General features: G+C 44.0%; 19 protein-coding genes and 1 rRNA gene. 4 read left to right on the top strand and 16 right to left on the bottom strand.

Going from position 1 to position 17,658, the window contains the following annotated elements; genetic code table 11:
• Window positions 1–138: 138 nt before the first annotated feature.
• The 8 genes from B1K52_RS00890 to B1K52_RS00925 all read right to left on the bottom strand — a co-directional run bounded on the left by B1K52_RS00890 (window position 139) and on the right by B1K52_RS00925 (window position 7,486).
• Window positions 139–1,700: ribosomal RNA gene (locus B1K52_RS00890) — 16S ribosomal RNA — on the bottom strand.
• 400 nt (window positions 1,701–2,100) lie between these two features.
• A complete protein-coding gene (locus tag B1K52_RS00895; RefSeq protein WP_077304244.1) occupies window positions 2,101–2,967 on the bottom strand; it encodes a nucleotidyltransferase-like protein in 867 nt (288 codons plus the stop codon).
• A 148-nt stretch (window positions 2,968–3,115) separates the two neighbouring features.
• Window positions 3,116–3,559 (bottom strand): peroxide-responsive transcriptional repressor PerR, encoded by a 444-nt coding sequence (gene perR, locus B1K52_RS00900; RefSeq protein WP_038558837.1) that lies wholly within the window; start codon window positions 3,557–3,559, stop codon window positions 3,116–3,118.
• A gap of 120 nt (window positions 3,560–3,679) precedes the next feature.
• Window positions 3,680–4,225, bottom strand: a complete 546-nt coding sequence (locus B1K52_RS00905) for a cob(I)yrinic acid a,c-diamide adenosyltransferase (RefSeq protein WP_077304247.1) — start codon at window positions 4,223–4,225, stop codon at window positions 3,680–3,682.
• A complete protein-coding gene (locus tag B1K52_RS00910; RefSeq protein WP_077304250.1) occupies window positions 4,225–5,181 on the bottom strand; it encodes a D-2-hydroxyacid dehydrogenase in 957 nt (318 codons plus the stop codon). The genes B1K52_RS00905 and B1K52_RS00910 overlap by 1 nt, the downstream gene beginning before the upstream one ends.
• A gap of 180 nt (window positions 5,182–5,361) precedes the next feature.
• Complete coding sequence (locus B1K52_RS00915; RefSeq protein ID WP_077304253.1) at window positions 5,362–6,459, bottom strand: aminopeptidase; 1,098 nt, start codon at window positions 6,457–6,459, stop codon at window positions 5,362–5,364.
• Between the two features lie 70 nt (window positions 6,460–6,529).
• Window positions 6,530–7,000, bottom strand: a complete 471-nt coding sequence (gene bcp / locus B1K52_RS00920) for a thioredoxin-dependent thiol peroxidase (RefSeq protein ID WP_077304256.1) — start codon at window positions 6,998–7,000, stop codon at window positions 6,530–6,532.
• A gap of 60 nt (window positions 7,001–7,060) precedes the next feature.
• A complete protein-coding gene (locus B1K52_RS00925; protein ID WP_077304259.1) occupies window positions 7,061–7,486 on the bottom strand; it encodes a potassium channel family protein in 426 nt (141 codons plus the stop codon).
• Window positions 7,487–7,612: 126 nt separating this feature from the next.
• On the opposite strand from B1K52_RS00925, the gene B1K52_RS00930 reads away from it, so the two are divergent.
• Window positions 7,613–8,902 (top strand): glutamate-1-semialdehyde 2,1-aminomutase, encoded by a 1,290-nt coding sequence (locus tag B1K52_RS00930; RefSeq protein WP_077304262.1) that lies wholly within the window; start codon window positions 7,613–7,615, stop codon window positions 8,900–8,902.
• Between the two features lie 141 nt (window positions 8,903–9,043).
• Window positions 9,044–10,111 (top strand): FUSC family protein, encoded by a 1,068-nt coding sequence (locus B1K52_RS00935; RefSeq protein ID WP_077304265.1) that lies wholly within the window; start codon window positions 9,044–9,046, stop codon window positions 10,109–10,111.
• Window positions 10,112–10,161: 50 nt separating this feature from the next.
• Here the strand turns inward: B1K52_RS00935 and B1K52_RS00940 are convergent, their stop codons facing one another.
• The 5 genes from B1K52_RS00940 to mutY all read right to left on the bottom strand — a co-directional run bounded on the left by B1K52_RS00940 (window position 10,162) and on the right by mutY (window position 14,813).
• Window positions 10,162–10,692: a GrpB family protein gene (locus B1K52_RS00940; protein ID WP_077304268.1), complete on the bottom strand. Its 531-nt coding sequence runs from the start codon at window positions 10,690–10,692 to the stop codon at window positions 10,162–10,164.
• A 124-nt stretch (window positions 10,693–10,816) separates the two neighbouring features.
• Window positions 10,817–12,589: an ABC transporter ATP-binding protein gene (locus B1K52_RS00945; RefSeq protein ID WP_077304271.1), complete on the bottom strand. Its 1,773-nt coding sequence runs from the start codon at window positions 12,587–12,589 to the stop codon at window positions 10,817–10,819.
• A gap of 72 nt (window positions 12,590–12,661) precedes the next feature.
• Complete coding sequence (gene ntdP, locus B1K52_RS00950; protein ID WP_077304274.1) at window positions 12,662–13,189, bottom strand: nucleoside tri-diphosphate phosphatase; 528 nt, start codon at window positions 13,187–13,189, stop codon at window positions 12,662–12,664.
• A 185-nt stretch (window positions 13,190–13,374) separates the two neighbouring features.
• Window positions 13,375–13,653 (bottom strand): gamma-type small acid-soluble spore protein, encoded by a 279-nt coding sequence (locus B1K52_RS00955; protein WP_373022189.1) that lies wholly within the window; start codon window positions 13,651–13,653, stop codon window positions 13,375–13,377.
• Between the two features lie 65 nt (window positions 13,654–13,718).
• A complete protein-coding gene (gene mutY, locus B1K52_RS00960; RefSeq protein ID WP_077304276.1) occupies window positions 13,719–14,813 on the bottom strand; it encodes an A/G-specific adenine glycosylase in 1,095 nt (364 codons plus the stop codon).
• A 66-nt stretch (window positions 14,814–14,879) separates the two neighbouring features.
• On the opposite strand from mutY, the gene B1K52_RS00965 reads away from it, so the two are divergent.
• Window positions 14,880–15,875, top strand: a complete 996-nt coding sequence (locus B1K52_RS00965) for a metal-dependent hydrolase (RefSeq protein ID WP_077304279.1) — start codon at window positions 14,880–14,882, stop codon at window positions 15,873–15,875.
• A gap of 29 nt (window positions 15,876–15,904) precedes the next feature.
• Here the strand turns inward: B1K52_RS00965 and B1K52_RS00970 are convergent, their stop codons facing one another.
• Window positions 15,905–16,165 (bottom strand): YfhJ family protein, encoded by a 261-nt coding sequence (locus B1K52_RS00970; RefSeq protein WP_077304282.1) that lies wholly within the window; start codon window positions 16,163–16,165, stop codon window positions 15,905–15,907.
• Window positions 16,166–16,267: 102 nt separating this feature from the next.
• On the opposite strand from B1K52_RS00970, the gene B1K52_RS00975 reads away from it, so the two are divergent.
• Window positions 16,268–16,432 (top strand): YpzG family protein, encoded by a 165-nt coding sequence (locus tag B1K52_RS00975; protein WP_077304285.1) that lies wholly within the window; start codon window positions 16,268–16,270, stop codon window positions 16,430–16,432.
• A 31-nt stretch (window positions 16,433–16,463) separates the two neighbouring features.
• Here the strand turns inward: B1K52_RS00975 and B1K52_RS00980 are convergent, their stop codons facing one another.
• On the bottom strand, window positions 16,464–16,793 hold the full coding sequence (locus B1K52_RS00980) for a YfhH family protein (protein WP_077304288.1): 330 nt from the start codon (window positions 16,791–16,793) through the stop codon (window positions 16,464–16,466).
• Window positions 16,794–16,812: 19 nt separating this feature from the next.
• A complete protein-coding gene (gene recX, locus B1K52_RS00985) occupies window positions 16,813–17,640 on the bottom strand; it encodes a recombination regulator RecX (protein ID WP_077304291.1) in 828 nt (275 codons plus the stop codon).
• Window positions 17,641–17,658 lie beyond the last annotated feature (18 nt).

Here is a 17,658-nt window from a genome sequence, read left to right on the forward strand (position 1 = left end):
CAATTGTCTAGGTTCCGCTCCTAAAAGCTAGCGTATAGTTCATCTCGTTTCCAGACTCCAAAACCAGGAATCTGTAACCGATCTGGTCTATCCGTACGCTTTTGAACAGTCACTTCACCTTTTCCAATTTATCCTTAGAAAGGAGGTGATCCAGCCGCACCTTCCGATACGGCTACCTTGTTACGACTTCACCCCAATCATTGATCCCACCTTCGGCGGCTGGCTCCAAAAGGTTACCTCACCGACTTCGGGTGTTACCAACTCTCGTGGTGTGACGGGCGGTGTGTACAAGGCCCGGGAACGTATTCACCGCGGCATGCTGATCCGCGATTACTAGCGATTCCGGCTTCATGCAGGCGAGTTGCAGCCTGCAATCCGAACTGAGAATGGTTTTATGGGATTTGCTTAACCTCGCGGTCTTGCTGCCCTTTGTACCATCCATTGTAGCACGTGTGTAGCCCAGGTCATAAGGGGCATGATGATTTGACGTCATCCCCACCTTCCTCCGGTTTGTCACCGGCAGTCACTCTAGAGTGCCCAACTGAATGCTGGCAACTAGAATCAAGGGTTGCGCTCGTTGCGGGACTTAACCCAACATCTCACGACACGAGCTGACGACAACCATGCACCACCTGTCACGCTGTCCCCGAAGGGAATGCCTTGTCTCCAAGGTTGTCAGCGGATGTCAAGACCTGGTAAGGTTCTTCGCGTTGCTTCGAATTAAACCACATGCTCCACCGCTTGTGCGGGCCCCCGTCAATTCTTTTGAGTTTCAGCCTTGCGGCCGTACTCCCCAGGCGGAGTGCTTAATGCGTTAACTTCAGCACTAAGGGGCGGAAACCCCCTAACACCTAGCACTCATCGTTTACGGCGTGGACTACCAGGGTATCTAATCCTGTTTGCTCCCCACGCTTTCGCGCCTCAGCGTCAGTTACAGACCAGAGAGTCGCCTTCGCCACTGGTGTTCCTCCACATATCTACGCATTTCACCGCTACACGTGGAATTCCACTCTCCTCTTCTGCACTCAAGTTCCCCAGTTTCCAATGACCCTCCACAGTTAAGCTGTGGGCTTTCACATCAGACTTAAGAAACCGCCTACACGCCCTTTACGCCCAATAATTCCGGACAACGCTTGCCCCCTACGTATTACCGCGGCTGCTGGCACGTAGTTAGCCGGGGCTTTCTGGTCAGGTACCGTCAAGGTACGAGCAGTTACTCTCGTACTTGTTCTTCCCTGACAACAGAGCTTTACGACCCGAAGGCCTTCATCGCTCACGCGGCGTTGCTCCGTCAGACTTTCGTCCATTGCGGAAGATTCCCTACTGCTGCCTCCCGTAGGAGTCTGGGCCGTGTCTCAGTCCCAGTGTGGCCGATCACCCTCTCAGGTCGGCTATGCATCGTCGCCTTGGTGGGCCATTACCCCACCAACTAGCTAATGCACCGCGGGCCCATCTGTAAGTGACAGCCGAAACCGTCTTTCCATTTTCAATCAGGAGAAAGAAAATACTATCCGGTATTAGCCCCGGTTTCCCGGAGTTATCCCAGTCTTACAGGCAGGTTGCCCACGTGTTACTCACCCGTCCGCCGCTCATTCCACTAGAATCACCCCGAAGGGGTCATCTAGCTTCCTGCGCTCGACTTGCATGTATTAGGCACGCCGCCAGCGTTCGTCCTGAGCCAAGATCAAACTCTCCATGAAAGTGTGATGCTTTGCTTCTTGCGCTGACGTTGATCTTATAAAAGACCATGTCGTTTAGTTCGTAATTGGTTGTTTTGTTCAGTTTTCAAAGATCAATTTCGTTCCGTCGCTTATTTGGCGACTAGAACATCATATCATGTTTCAATTTTCGTTGTCAACATGTTTTTTGATTTTTGTTTGTCAGCCGTTGTTGCTCATCGGCGACGCATATAAATATAACACGCTGTTTTATTCACCGTCAACAGTTTTTTTAAGAAATACATAAAATCAATTGATAGCACGATAATAGAGCTTTCCCAGCTTACCACATCAGCACACTCAAAACCACGTAATACAAGCTTTCTTTCTTATTAGGACAGCTTTCAGGAACAAAAGCTGCCCATCTATCTAGTTATCATATTTATTTAATTTGATACTCCCGATGGTAAATCGCTTTCCCCTTTGTCTCTGTCAGCACCGCTTCAATTATCTCTTTTTCCTCCAGATAGTTAAGAAGTGCGCTCAAGTCAGCTGCATATGCTTCTACTTCTGGCCTGTTCTTTAGTTCGCCGAAAGTCCAGGCTTCTTCCTTCATACGCATAACGTTCAGTAAATGATGCGCTGCGGAGTGTGATCTGGCATTGATAGCTACATTGACAGCAAGCAGCATCAGCTGCACCCGTTGATCCGTCTCTTCATTGCTTTGAATGAATTCTTCGCAAAGCTTATATACTTCCGAATCTATTCTACGCACTTGATTCCAAACTGTTACTTCCGGATGATGTCCTTTTTCAATAATCGAAAGCCGTGCTAGATAATGCAGACATCTGACCATCCTTGTGTAAGCATCTAAATATTGTCCGCTGTCATGAAGATCCTTTGTTTCTGCATAAGCACGAATCAGTTTCGCAAACTCGATTGTCATCTTCAGTTTACGCTTCTCATAAGGAAAGCTTGCCAGCTCATGTTTTAAGTTATCGATATATTCATTCCGATCGAAAACGACTTTTCCCTCGAAGATCCATTCAACCGCACGTCTATATGTACTTGTATCAATCCAGTATTGAAGCAGTGACTCTTCGACAATATGCATCGCAGCAATCCTTCCTTCATAACTGTAATGCTTCGTATACCATGGTTCCTTAGCATCTTTTACAATGATAAGCAGGATCATATCAAAGTTATCGGTTGTCGGGCTATTCGGGCGTGTCTTCTCTACTAAGATGATTCCAAGTGTATTCGGCATACTTGCACGTTCTTGATAAATTGGTCGAAGAATGTTCTCCAAGGCAAATCCCTCCGCTGCTCTTTTCTATATATTTTAGTAATAATTCAACATACTTCTTCAAATTCCTTTTCAAAATGACAAAAAGAAAAACCTTCATCACGAAAAAAGTGACAAAGGCTTTTCTATCTATAGAAGAAATCCGCTGAGGTTAATGCTTGGTTGTTTGCTGACAATCCGGGCACGTACCATACAGTTCCAAACGGTGATGGGTTACATCAAAGTTTGTCACCTGGGCAGCGAGTTTCTCTACTTCATAAAGGCTTGGGTAATGGAAGTCGACGATTTTGCCACATTGATCACAAATCAAGTGGTAATGTTCTTCCGTATCACAGTCGAATCGGCTGGAGGAATCTCCATATGTTAATTCTCGCACCAGACCGTTCTCACGGAATACGCGAAGGTTATTATAAACCGTCGCCACGCTCATATTCGGAAACTTATCCTCCAGCGCTCGATATATATCATCAGCGGTAGGATGGATCTTGGAATTCAGCAAGAACTCAAGCACCGCATGACGCTGTGGTGTTATTCTGACGCCAGATTCTTTTAGTCGCTCCACTGCTGCTTGTAATCTCTGTTCAGACACCGTCATGCACCTCGCTTTCACTTGTAGATAATACATTTGTCTAAACGATGACTATTATTACATTATACTTCTTCTAAATTGTAAAGCCGTCTCCCTTATCTTGTCAATAAAAAAACATAGTGCGAATCAAATATCCGGTACGAGCAGTATCTCATCTGTCTCATGCAGAAGATTAGCATACCTAGCCGCTGTAAAAAGATAATCCGACAATCGATTAACAAAACGAATGACTTCTTCCGTGCGCGCGTCTGTTTCCATAGATACAATTAACCGTTCTGCTCGCCTTACGATTGTTCTCGCCTGGTGCAGTGCAGCAGCACTTGGACAGCCGCCCGGCAGAATGAATTGCTTCAACGGCGGCAGTTCGGCCGTCCATTGATCCACCTCTTTTTCCAGCATCTCGGTGTGCTTCGGCGCTAGCTTCCAATGTACTTCTTTATCAGCTGGCGTTGCCAATTCACTTCCGGCATGAAACAGCAGTGTCTGCACGCGCTGCAATGATTTCATAAGTGATTCATTTTCTGCTGTCAGCAGACTGACTGCTGTGCCGATTGCCGCATTCGCTTCATCCAATGTGCCATACGCTTCCACCCGCGGATGATTTTTGGAAACACGAGCGCCATAGATAAGAGACGTATCGCCCTTATCACCTGTTTTTGTGTAGATTTTCATTAGTATCCTCTGTTCAAATCAATTTTATTTATATACTGTTTTTCCGCTGTGTCGTCGGTATAGAGGCCTAAGTTCTGCTCAAAGATATCCATTGCTCGTTCCATATAATGAGGAGATTGACCCGCCATATGCGGAGTTAAGATGACACGATTATGATCCCAGAATGGATGATCCTCCGGAAGCGGTTCTTCCTCAAACACATCTAGTACGGCTGCTTTTATCTTGCCTTGATTCAATGCTTCAAGCAAGACATCGGTCGCTACTGCGTCTCCACGACCCATATTCAGGAATACCGCGTGCTTAGGCATCTGATCAAAGTGTTCTTTCTTATAGAAGTACTTTGTTTCTTTTGTACTTGGAAGAATGGAAATTAAGTAATCTGCGTGCGGCAATACTGTTTCAATCTCAGTCTGTTTATACACTTCATCAAAGTGTTCTTTCGGCGAGCCGCTGCGGCTCACGCCAATTGTATGCATACGAAAGGCCTTCCCTAAGCGCGCCACTTCCTGCCCAATAGCGCCAGCTCCGACTACTACGAGTTTTTTTGCGGTGATTTCATCAATCTTCAGCTCTTTATCCCACACGTGCTCTTCCTGTTTTTTCAGATAGTCACGCTCTTTACGAGCTACTGCTAGAATAGAAGAAATCGCGTATTCAGCCATTTGTATACGATGTATGCCATTTGCGTTCGTCAGCATGATACCTTTTTCATGCATCAATTCAAGCGGCATGGTATCGACTCCAGCAGAAATGACATGAACCCACTTCAGCTTATCTGCTGTGCGAATGGAATCTTCGTCTGCCCCTCTTCCGCCGGTTACTAGTATCTCTGCTTTCTTGATTAGCTCAGCCACTTCGTCTTTTTCTGTACTGAAATGGAATGTTACACTTGGATAAGAAGTCTCAAAATGCCGCTTCATTTGCTGATCTACTTTCAACGCTACAAGAACTTGCATATGTATCCCCTCCAAAAGTGTTTGTTTTCTTTCTTCTACTATACCTCTTTTCCTTTCTGTACGAAAAGCAGCATCCCTTCATAAAAAAAGCTCAGACGATAAACGTCTGAGCAACTATCATGTAGGGGAGGTTTCGTACTGTACTTTATGCACAGTGCGAGCCCCTGGTATAAGCACTTGTCACGGATTGAGACCTTTCAATTCATTAATCACGAATATTCCGTCTTTTCTGATTAGCACATCATCAAAATAAATCTCCCCGCCTCCATATTCCGGACGCTGGATGAGTACCAAATCCCAGTGAACCGAAGAGCTGTTGCCGTTTTCCGTTTCATCATAGCTGTCACCTGGTGTAAAATGCAGACTTCCTCCGATTTTCTCATCAAATAAAATGTTCCCCATCGGCTCCTTAATTGCCGGATTCAACCCTAGAGCAAACTCGCCAATGTAACGCGCACCTTCATCTGTATCAAGCACTTCATTCAGTTTATCTGTTTGATCAGATGTTGCTTCTATTATTTTCCCATCTTTGAATGTGAAAGATACTTGCTGATGGAAAATTCCTTGATATGGACTTGGCGTATTATATGTAATCTTGCCATTGACACTGTTTTTGACAGGGGCTGTATATACTTCTCCATCCGGCACATTATGCGATCCCGCACAGATAACAGCAGGAATATCTTTTATAGAAAAAGTTAAATCAGTTCCTGGGCTGACTATGCGCACCTTGTCCGTTTTTTCCATCAATTCCTTTAAAGGCTGCTGCGCCCGATGCATTGCGTCATAATCCACCGTGCTTACATTAAGAACATAATCATAAAACGCGTCAAAATTCATTTTTGCCTTTTTAGCTGCACCTGGTGTCGGATACTCAAAAAGCACCCACTTCTGATTTTCATACAGATAATCATCTGATGCCTTCATTAATTTCCCCCGCTTGACGAACTGTTCGTTCCTGATGCTAGCATATTCAGCATCATTTGCTTCGCCGCGGATGACAAGCAGTGCATCTGTATCCTTGAACTGCTCTAAGTCCCATTTGCCTGTTAAGCGAAACTGTTCGTCAGGAGCATGCTCCATTATAATACGATTTGTTTCTTCGTCATCCCAATATAAAAACGGAATAGCTGCAAGTGCATAGGCTTCCTTCAAGATCTCCTTTACGAGCGGCTTACTTGATGGTACAGCGTGAATAATTACTTTCTCTTTTTCTTCAAGCTTTAAACTATGCGATAACAACAGCTTAGCCAGCTTATTTAGACGCGGATCTCTCACATTATCTCCCCCTTTATTTTCCATCATAACAAAAAAGCGATCCAACGTATGTACATTGGATCGCCCTTTCTTATTGTAAATTATCTCGGATAAACGCAAGCGCTTCTTCTGTATGGCCATCAACTTTTACTTTACGGAATTCCTTCTGCAGTTTTCCTTCTTTATCAATGATAAAAGTGGAGCGCTCAATGCCGTAATATTCTTTGCCGAAGTTCTTTTTCAGCTTCCAGCATTCATAGTCCTCTGCCACAGTGTGTTCCACGTCTGCAAGCAATAGGAATGGCAAATCAAATTTATTGATGAATTTCTCATGACTTTCAATCGGGTCTGGGCTGACTCCGATGATAATTGCATTCAAGTCCGTAAACTTCTCATGGTTGTCACGGAAACTGCACGCTTCCGTTGTACAGCCTGGTGTGTTGTCTTTCGGGTAGAAGTAAAGCACAATGTTTTTGCCTTTGAAGTCTTGCAGCGATACAGTATCGCCATTTGTTGCTGGCAGCGTAAAGCTTGGGGCTGCTTTGCCGATTTCTGTTGTCATGAATAGGCCTCCTTTAATACGGATATGTCTTAGCGTATCCGATTTAGAACAAGAGCACAACTATTCTCCTTCACCCTTCATCCGCTGGCGCACGACCGTATGCTGCCATACTTTCAGCACAAGACCTGAAGGAAGTAAGTAGCCAATTAGTGCTTCTATTAAGGCGAGTAAACGGCCGAACCCGACGGGCAGGATATCCCCGTAGCCGACAGTGAGCAGCGTGACACCGCTGAAATAAATGGAATGCAGCAAGGATCCTGCCAATGAAGAGTCAATCAAATCGCCACCTTCTGCTAAAACAATGCCCTCAATAGACAGCATAAAATAGATTAAACCAAAAGCAAGCATCACGCTGATATAGAGAAACAATAAGGACAAAAACAAATCTATTGAAAACATAGAAGAAGCTTTTACTTCATGTTTAAAAAAGGAATACATGCAGCCAATCAAGGCAATGAATATAAAAATCACCAGCACAAATACCATGTTCATCCCTCCGCACTATCAGTTTACGAGCAGCCTGTCCATACTATGTACAGCAAGCTGCTTTTTTCGAAGCTTTCTATCGCATATGCTATACTGGAATAGAGAAAGATACGGAGGTTTTCCTACATGAATAAAACAAAATCAGAACAATTACATAAAGAAGCGCTACAGCATATTGTTGGCGGCGTTAACTCCCCTTCCCGCTCATTTAAAGCGGTTGGCGGCGGCTCGCCCGTTTATATGGAAAAAGCAGAAGGTGCTTATTTCTGGGATGTTGATGGCAATAAATATATTGATTATCTGGCGGCATACGGTCCAATTATTACGGGACATGCGCACCCGCACATCACAGAAGCCATTACCAAAGCCGCCCAAAACGGTGTGCTATACGGAACGCCAACTCGCCTAGAGAACCAATTCGCTCAAATGCTGAAGGAAGCAATCCCTTCCTTGCACAAAGTCCGCTTCACTAACTCTGGTACCGAATCGGTTATGACAACAATCCGAGTAGCACGTGCTTACACAGGCCGCAACAAGCTGATCAAGTTTGCCGGTTGTTATCATGGCCATTCCGACCCTGTCCTTGTGGAAGCGGGCTCCGGTCCATCCACATTAGGCACCCCCGACTCTGCAGGTGTTCCGGCATCCATAGCAGCCGATATGATTACAGTTCCTTTCAATGATCCAGAAGCATTGCATGATGCCTTGGAAAAATGGGGCGATGAGATTGCCGGTGTTCTTGTAGAACCAATTGTCGGCAACTTCGGTATTGTAACACCGGAACCTGGATTCCTTGAAAAAGTAAATGAATATGCACATGCAAAAGGTGCTCTCGTTATTTACGATGAAGTTATTACAGCTTTCCGCTTTACATACGGCAGCGCACAGCAGCTGCTCGGCGTTGAACCGGACCTTACGGCTATGGGGAAAGTTATCGGCGGCGGTTTGCCAATTGGTGCCTACGGTGGTAAAAAAGAAATCATGGAGCAAGTTGCACCGCTAGGCCCTGCTTATCAGGCAGGTACGATGGCTGGAAACCCAGCGTCTATGGCAGCGGGAATTGCTTGCCTGGAAGTACTTCAGCAGCCAGGTGTATACGATCGCTTTGAAGAACTTGGCGCGAAATTGGAAGCAGGCATTAAGCAGCACGCTGCCGATGCAGGCGTCACGATAACTGTTAACCGCTTGAAGGGTGCGCTTACTGTCTACTTTACGGACGAGAAAATCATAAATTATGCACAAGCTTCCAATTCAGACGGTGATAAATTCGCACAGTTCTTCCAGCTCATGCTAGAACAGGGTATCAATCTCGCTCCTTCTAAGTATGAAGCATGGTTCCTTACGACAGCTCATACAGAAGAAGATATCGAACAAACATTAAAAGCTGTAAAAACAAGCTTTGAGCAAATGAAATAAGGGTATTCTAAAAGGCATCAGCACTTTCGCTGGTGCCTTTTTGGTATGAAATAATTCTGCAGTTAATACTTTATTATCTAGGAGCATTCGTGTAACATCATATAGAATAGTCTTTCAAGAGAAAGATCGGAGGATCCGAGCATGAAACTTGGTGCCAGAATGTTAAAAACTGGCGTGGCAATTACACTTGCCTTATATGCAGCAACTTTACTTAACTTGACACCCGTATTCGCCGCTATTGGAGCTGCCTTTTCGATGCGGCAGTCTGTTTATCAATCTTATATCGGGCTCATGGATCAAGTTAAAGGGAATGTTGTCGGACTCGTTGTCGCCATTACGATGTTCTACACATTCGGTACGGAGCCGATTATTATAGGTGTATCGGCCATCTTAACAATTGGACTTTGTGTAAGCTTGAAGATAAAGGAAAGTGTCATTGCAATCGTATCACTCGTTGCAGTGATGGAGAATAACAGCGGTATAGACTTTCTTCCTTTCGCTATGCTCCGTTTCTCTACATTGACACTAGGTATTCTTTCCGCTTTCTTCGTGAATTTAGTATTTTTGCCACCTAAATATGAAGTGGTATTACTACAGAAGATCGATCAATTCAGCACAGAGATTCTGCAATGGCTGCGCGTCGCGACACGCAGCTGGTCTGACCAGCCCGCTTTAAAGGATGAAATCGCAAGAATACAAGCTGAGATTGGCAAAATAGATGATATCTATACCCGCTTCCAAGAAGAACGCACATACACGAAGAAGCAAAAACTCGTGAAAGCACGTAAGTTAGTCGTCATCCGTCAGCTTATTACGACCTTGAAACAATCACACGGTATCTTGGAAGAAGTCTATAATCTAGGCGATAAGATGAACGATTTGCCAACACGCTCAAGCGATACATTTGTAGAAGAACTTGATAAAGCCATTATGTCGCATGAAAAACTTATCTTAAGTGCAATGGGGCGGATTAAGCTGCAGCAAGATGAGAGCACGTTAAGAGAAACACTTGATCCTGATATTCCAGCTCTTGTCGATCTGTTAATCCATGTATTCGAAAACAAGGAGAACGAGGAGAAAATGCTCTTCCTTCCGCTCTCTTCCCGATTGATGGAATACCATCGAGAGCTTGACCACTTGAAACGACTGCTGAACAGTTACTTGCAGTATCACAATGAAGATTCTACGGTAGTCATGCCTAAGGAATAGCAATGAAGTACATCACTCTCTTATCGGGTGGTGTATTTTATTGTTAACCATTAATACGTTTTGATTTGTTCTCTTCTATACCATTCCAATGCTTTTTCTTCTGTCTCTCTTACAAACTGCTCCTTCCCACTACTATATAAGTGTGTATTATATGGGAATTTTTTAGCTAATTCTTCCTTAAGCTCTCCATATTGTTTTGCAGCTTCTGGATGTGTTCGTAAATAGTCCCGAAAAACTAAATGCCGTTTTATCTCATCACTCCCATCTTGATAAATATGTACATGGTGCGTACGATTATCTCCGCCTTTTTCAAAGTATCTTCTGCCCATGATTCCGTTTTCTCCTTTAGGATTATATTCATGCTGAATCATCTTTTCATTAAAACTGTTAACAATTTTAATATCTTTAACAATTGGCATTATATCGATTATTGGTTTGGCCTTTAATGCTGGAACTGATGTACTTCCAATGTGGTGAATGGCGGCAAGCTGATTTCCGAAAATGGTTTTAAGTATTTTTGCTTCGTTAATAAATATCTGCTCCCAAATCTCATTATACGAAAACACTTCCACTTTCCTCATTGTATTTAGCCCCCTCTTAAATCTGCGTGCACTTATATTAATTATATAAAAAGAATTCCCCAGAGCAAAAATCAACTTCATTAGGACAAAAAAAGGATAGATAAAAACAGGTCTCCCTGCTCATCTATCCTTTTTCTGTAGTTAATGTAGAATGATCGTCCAGATGTTGAATTTGATACAAATTGAAATAGTTCCCTTGGAGTGCCATTAAGTCGACGTGCGAGCCTTGCTCGACAATTTCACCATTTTGCACGACAACAATACGGTCTGCATGTGTGATGGTAGCCAATCGGTGGGCAACGATAAATGTTGTCCGGTCAGATGCGAGTTTCTCTAATGCTTCTTGAATCAAGTGCTCACTTTCCAAGTCAAGCGCGGAAGTGGCTTCATCCAAAATGAGAATCGGCGGGTTCTTTAAGAAAATACGGGCGATAGCAATACGTTGCTTTTGGCCGCCGGATAGTTTCACGCCGCGTTCGCCGACAAGTGTGTTGTATCCTTCTGAAAGATTTTCGATAAACTCATGGGCGTTTGCTGCTTCAGCAGCCGCTACCACTTCTTCATGGCTCGCTTCCGGTCTGCCAAGCTTGATATTCATCTCGACTGATTCACTAAACAAAATATTATCTTGCAGCACCATGCCGATTTTATCGCGCAAAGAACGAGACTGCACATCGCGGATATCTGTCCCGTCAATCGTAATCCTACCGCTCGTCACTTCATAGAAACGCGGAATCAGACTGACAATCGTTGACTTACCGCCTCCGCTCATCCCCACAAAGGCCACTGTTTCCCCTTGTTTTACATCTAGTGAGATATCCTTTAATACAAGCTCTTCATTCTCGCTATATCGGAAAGATACATTTTCTATCGATACGTCCCCGGCCACATGCTTCAATTCTGCGGCATTTGGTTTATCCTCGATATCGTATTTCTCATCGATAAATTCAAATACGCGATCCATCGAAGCAACTGCTTGCGTAAGTGTGGTCGAAGAGTTAGCCAGCCGGCGGAGCGGACTGTAGACACGATCCATAAAACCAGCAAAAGCAACCATCGTTCCTAAAGTTAAATTACCTTGTATCACTTCGTAAGCTGCATAGGCAATGACGATAAGCGGCGCTAAATCAGTGATCGTGTTGATAACCGCAAATGTCTTCGCATTCCAAGACGTATGCTGAATGGCGCTATCTAGGAAGTTACGGTTTTGTATGTCAAACTGACGTTGTTCGTAATCCTCCAACGCAAAACTTCTTGTTACCGGTATCCCTTGAACCCGTTCATGTAAATGACCCTGCACTTCGGCTAATGCCTGCGACCGTTTTCGCGTCAAACTGCGAAGGCGCTCATAGAAGTACTTAATTGCTACACCATATACTGGAAATAGCACAATCGCGACAAGCGTAAGCGATACGTCCATTGTAAACATAATAGCAACTGCAATGATGATAGTAGCCAAATCAAGCCAAACGTTCATCAGTCCTGTCATAATGAAGTTCTTCGTCTGTTCGACATCATTAATGACCCGGGAAATAATTTCACCTGTTTTTGTTTGCGAGTAATAGCGCAAACTCAAACGTTGGATATGATCAAACAGCTTGTTCCGAATATCATAAAGCACTCGGTTCCCTGTCCACTGCGCTAAGTATTGACGATAATACTCGATTGGCGGACGCAGGACGAGGAAGACAATCAATGATCCGCCAATAATCCAGAAGAGCCGTTGTATTTTATCTTCCATCGCTAAATCTGCATTCACGATATGATCGACAACGTACCCTAAAATTAACGGAATCAGCAAAGGTATTGCAAATTTTACTATTCCAATTAAAATCGTAAAAATGATTTTCCATTTGTACGGCTTCACAAAATGTAAATAACGTTTTGTACTGCTCAAACGTATCACCTCTCTGTTGTATACAACGACAAATCCCTGCCGAGGCTGGCAAGGATCTGTAGCTTACGTTATTTATCTGTAGGTTAGGAACAGCTCATACCAGGTATCAATAAAATCTGGGGAAAAAGGACCTTTTCCTTGCCGAATCCAGCTAATCAGGATGTCCACCTGATTCCACAGAATCCGTTCTATCTCGGGCGGATAGTTCATTTGGCGCTTATGAATATTAAACTCGTCCTCATCAAGCAGCGTAAAGGTCATATCGGGATATACCTTGATATCCAAATCGTAATCAATATACTTCAGCGCCTCCCCATCGCATACATACGGGGAACTAATATTACAATAATAATAAATGCCATCTGTGCGCAGCATACCGATAATATTGAACCAGTACTTCGCATGGAAGTAGACAATGGCTGGTTCACGCGTTATCCATGTCCGTCCGTCACTTTCCGTTACCATCGTCCGATCATTGGCACCGATCAAGATCTCTGCCGTACTCTTCAATACTGTGCTGCTCTCCCATACCCGATGGAGCTGGCCATTATGTTTATAGCTCTGTATCTGAATTTTCGTACCTGTCTCTGGGCCAGCCATGCGAATCTTCCTTCCTTTGTTATTTTCCTATATGTATGATCATTTCTTCTTATTATAAAGATATTTCAGACACAATGGAAATGAAACACGCTGGCTGACAGCCTATTATGAATAAAATAGCCCCCCAGCGTGCGCTGAGGGGCTGCATTACCTATACGAAAATAACAATTCAAACAAAATTCGCCTTACTTACGGGACTGCTTGTTCTGCTGCTGTACTTGCTGTACATCAGTTTCAGAAGCGAATTCAGTTCCGAACTGCTGGCTGCTAGAAGCGCCAGTTGCTTTCTGACGAGACTGCTGGTTCTGCTGTTGAACCTGCTGTACGTCTGTTTCAGAAGCAAATTCAGTTCCGAATTGCTGGCTGCTGGAAGCGCCAGTTGCTTTCTGACGAGACTGCTGGTTTTGTTGAGTAACGTGGTTTACCTCAGTACCAGATTGTGTCTTCTTGTTCAATGTTATCACCTCCGCCACATTACTTTCTCCCGAATGTGACGTTGTTATCCAAAAAATAATAAAAAGTATCTGGTTTATTCGGAAACATGAATTTGCTGCAGAATTTTCTGGTGCGGCACCGGAAAAGGATAATTTACTGTGTCTTCACGAGAGACAAATTGCCCCTTATCTGGTACTTCTCCATCAACAACAGTTGCACGAAGCACAATTACCTCCCAAATGATATGCGAAAAAACGTGCCGAACCGGCATTAATGTTTCCTCCACCTTAATCTCCACGCCGTACTCCAGTTTAAACCAATAAGCCAGCTGCTCTATTGTTACTTCTGTCGCATCAGCCATTGGAAACTGCCACAAACTCGCAAGCAAGCCTTCCTCTGGTCTTTGTTCAATAAGCAGTTCACCTTTTTCATTTTCCGCCACTACAGAAAGGTATGGGATTGTTCGCTGTTTCTTGCCTTTAGATTTAATCGGTAATTCTTCCTGAATTCCTTGCTTGAAAGCAGCACAGTGTTCTTGGACCGGACATAGCATACAAGCTGGTTTCTTCGGTGTACAAATTAGGGCGCCCAGTTCCATGAGCCCTTGGTTGAAGGAAGAAGGATCTTCCTGCGAAATCATTTTCTCTACTGCCGCTTCGAAAATTTTTCTCGTCTTTGGTTTGGCAATGTCTTCTGTAATGAATAATATTCTGGAAAGAACGCGCATCACGTTACCATCGACTGCTGGCTGCGGAATGCCGTAAGCGATACTAAGAATAGCACCTTTTGTGTAAGGTCCCACTCCTTTCAGCTCCCCTAGCTCCTCCACGTTTGCAGGTACTTTTCCATCATATACCGTCGCCACTTCCCGTACAGCGTTTTGGAGATTGCGTGCTCGGGAATAGTAACCTAAACCTTCCCACGCTTTCAGAACATCTTGCTCGTCTGCTTCTGCTAAAGCTTGAATGGTCGGAAAGCGTTCCATAAAACGGTGGTAAAAAGGAATAACCGTATCTACCTTCGTCTGCTGGAGCATGATTTCGGAAACCCAAACCCGGTACGGATCTTGGTTTTCCCGCCATGGGAGTGACCGTTTTTCCTGCTGAAACCAATTAATTAAGTCATCTTGAAATAAATCAATCGAAAATTGCTGAAACTTATTATATAAATCGTCTATTTCCAAATTCATTCACGCTCCGTGTTACAATATAATTATCATGGGTGGTTTGGTTTGATCAGAAGGAGGACTCAACAGATGGACACTGGTACCCATATCGTCATGGGGGTAGCCCTCGGAGGGCTTGCCACACTCGATCCTGCTGTTCACCAAGATCCTGTCTTGTTCAATGCTGTACTTGCAGGCACAATCCTTGGTTCACAGGCACCAGACTTTGATACAGTACTAAAATTACGGAACAACGCTTCTTATTTACGAAACCACCGGGGAATTACCCACTCAATTCCTGCTGTCATTATGTGGGGATTGGCAATATCGCTTCTCTTGTATGTGTTAATACCAGACGTGAGCTTCCTACATCTATGGCTATGGACCGGCGGCGCAGTAGTTCTGCATGTGTTCGTTGATGTATTCAATGCTTACGGCACACAGGCTTACCGGCCATTTACTCGGCGCTGGGTTGCTTATGGCTTTATTAACACATTCGATCCATTCATCTTCACGATGCATGCAATCGGTATTGCCCTATGGCTGATAGGATTTGAACCTGGTATAACCTTCCTCGTCATTTATGCCATCCTGGCGCTTTATTATGTGAAACGATACATGGATAAACGCAGGATTATCAAGCAAGTAAAGGAAAAGATACCCGATGCTCAAATAATTGCCACTTCCCCAACAATGAAACAAGGATACTGGCGTGTCGCTATCACTGCCCCTGATCGTTTCTTTGTCGGGAAGGTAGAAAATTGGCAGCTGCGTCTCATTGATGAATTCGAACGAAAACCATTGCCGGATAACGAGCTAATGGAAGTAGCCAGAGAAGATAAAAATATCTCCGCATTCCTCAGCTTCTCACCCGTGTTCACTTGGGAAGTAAATTTGTACGATGATTTTACCGAATTGCGGTTGATTGACTTGCGCTACCACAACAGCGCCCAGCATTACCCTTTTAAAGCCGTCGTTCAGATTAATGACAACCATCAGGTTATGAGCTCGTATACAGGATGGATTTTCTCTGAGCAAAAGCTGCAGCGTAAGCTATTTACAGACGATAATCCATCCGCATTATAAAACCTGGAGAATCTTTTCTCCAGGTTTTTTTATTGTTTTCGCTGTACAAACAAATGGTGATATTTTGGATTTCGTTCCAGGAACTCATCTAATCTTTGACCATAATGCTGAATCCATTGCCGAACGATGGACTCTGTCATCTCTTGTCCTTCATATTTACGTCCGGCTTTCGCACGTGTTGCCTCGAAATCCTCCCATAAAATTTCTACCCAAGTACGGGCTTCATCCACTGACAGCCGCTCATTTTGCTGTTGCAGCAGCTCGGCAAGCTCTTGAAATTTTGTTTCCATCATTTTTTCTTCCTTTCCAGCATAAAACCAACATAAAGATAAAAAAAGCGCACAAGCTAGTAGTATTGCGGGGCACCCAAATTGTTTGAGGAGGCAGATAACATGTCCAAGTTTGATCGTTTTTCCAAGTACGGCACCATTAATTCCATTATTCAATCCCCTCGCTCATCTGCGAAGCATGCGAATAATCAGGTGAACGGGGAAACACGTCGAACACAAACCGATATGATCGTCGCTACTCAATCAACGAAGAATAACCGCAAATAAAAGCTGCCTCGGCTCTTGTGAGCCGAGGTGCTTACATAGTTATCTTGCCTAACACACTTATCGGCAAGGCTTCAAGCTCTTGCCCCTTCTCGTTGCCTTGTCTGCGATAACCCCAAGCAAAGACTCCATTCATATAATCAATTGTAAAAACATGTGAACGATCACCTTTGATTTCATACGTAGTACCGGCATTAAAATCATGCGGATTCATCGTATACGCTTTGGCCATTTGCCGCTTGCGCTCCAAAATCTGATATTCACTGAAATTACCCATTTGTTCAGCCTTTTGCTGCTGTATCTTCAGCTGTTTCATTTCATCTTTTAATTGCTCTATTGTCAAATCGCTATAACGTAATTGCATCCTTTGCACCTGCTTTCCGTTAGTAAAGGTCTTGTTCCTTCGCTTCTTCTAGATATTTCTGAATCAAATCCATTGAGAAGCCTTTCCGATATAGTGCCATCTTTATTTTCTGCACCAGTTCATAGCCCTCTGCTTTTTGTACGTACTTACGCACCAGCTTATCTCCTTGATAACGGACAGCTTCCAGCTCTGCATCTACGTCTGGTTCTGCTTCTGACAACGCCAGTGAAACAGCTTCTTTTGCAGCAGAAGATGTGAATCCTTTTGAAAGAAGCTGCTGCTGCGCAAGCTGACGCTTCTCTTGTTGAGATTTCTTCGATTTAGACTGCAACTTTGTGTTTGCCAGCTTCACAGCTTTTTCGAGTTCTTTTTCGAAACTATAAAAAGTCATTGCTTCATCCGCAATCTTACCGGCAATTCCCTTTTCCTGCAATTCCTTGCGAATGACAAGCGGTCCTTTGCTCGTTGTATTTACTTTTGTCCGCACAAAGGCACCAGCGAAAGCAGCATCATCTGTATACCCTTGTTCTTCAAGTCTTCTTAAAGCTTCCTCAACATGGTCAGGATGCTGCTCTTTTTTTAGCAGATATGTCTTTATTTCTTTTTTTGAGCGCATACGGTAGCTTAAATATTGTAAGGCCAGGGTAAAGCATTTATGGGCAGCATCTTTTTCAATGAGAGATTGAAGTGCTTCTTCGGACATTTCTTTCCCTTTCGCAATTCCGCTGCGTATGAGAAGGTCCTCATCAAGACCAAAGCCGAATTTCTCGCCCTTCCCATCATCAAGGAAAATGTTATAGCGGCCAACATTATTTTTCTGGGTCGTGATTTTTGCGATTTTCACCATTTTCGACACCTCTTATGT

The sequence above is a fragment of the Terribacillus halophilus genome (assembly GCF_900162685.1).
Classification (GTDB): Bacteria; Bacillota; Bacilli; order Bacillales; family Amphibacillaceae; genus Terribacillus; species Terribacillus halophilus_A.

Coding starts and splice junctions, on each gene's coding strand:
- B1K52_RS00935 (WP_077304265.1), top strand. CDS start 9,044: ATGAAACTTGGTGCCAGAATGTTAAAAACTGGCGTGGCAATTACACTT.
- B1K52_RS00940 (WP_077304268.1), bottom strand. CDS start 10,692: ATGAGGAAAGTGGAAGTGTTTTCGTATAATGAGATTTGGGAGCAGATA.
- bcp (WP_077304256.1), bottom strand. CDS start 7,000: ATGACAACAGAAATCGGCAAAGCAGCCCCAAGCTTTACGCTGCCAGCA.
- B1K52_RS00975 (WP_077304285.1), top strand. CDS start 16,268: ATGTCCAAGTTTGATCGTTTTTCCAAGTACGGCACCATTAATTCCATT.
- B1K52_RS00970 (WP_077304282.1), bottom strand. CDS start 16,165: ATGGAAACAAAATTTCAAGAGCTTGCCGAGCTGCTGCAACAGCAAAAT.
- B1K52_RS00905 (WP_077304247.1), bottom strand. CDS start 4,225: ATGAAAATCTACACAAAAACAGGTGATAAGGGCGATACGTCTCTTATC.
- B1K52_RS00925 (WP_077304259.1), bottom strand. CDS start 7,486: ATGGTATTTGTGCTGGTGATTTTTATATTCATTGCCTTGATTGGCTGC.
- recX (WP_077304291.1), bottom strand. CDS start 17,640: ATGGTGAAAATCGCAAAAATCACGACCCAGAAAAATAATGTTGGCCGC.
- B1K52_RS00965 (WP_077304279.1), top strand. CDS start 14,880: ATGGACACTGGTACCCATATCGTCATGGGGGTAGCCCTCGGAGGGCTT.
- perR (WP_038558837.1), bottom strand. CDS start 3,559: ATGACGGTGTCTGAACAGAGATTACAAGCAGCAGTGGAGCGACTAAAA.
- ntdP (WP_077304274.1), bottom strand. CDS start 13,189: ATGGCTGGCCCAGAGACAGGTACGAAAATTCAGATACAGAGCTATAAA.
- B1K52_RS00910 (WP_077304250.1), bottom strand. CDS start 5,181: ATGCAAGTTCTTGTAGCGTTGAAAGTAGATCAGCAAATGAAGCGGCAT.
- B1K52_RS00980 (WP_077304288.1), bottom strand. CDS start 16,793: ATGCAATTACGTTATAGCGATTTGACAATAGAGCAATTAAAAGATGAA.
- B1K52_RS00930 (WP_077304262.1), top strand. CDS start 7,613: ATGAATAAAACAAAATCAGAACAATTACATAAAGAAGCGCTACAGCAT.
- mutY (WP_077304276.1), bottom strand. CDS start 14,813: ATGAATTTGGAAATAGACGATTTATATAATAAGTTTCAGCAATTTTCG.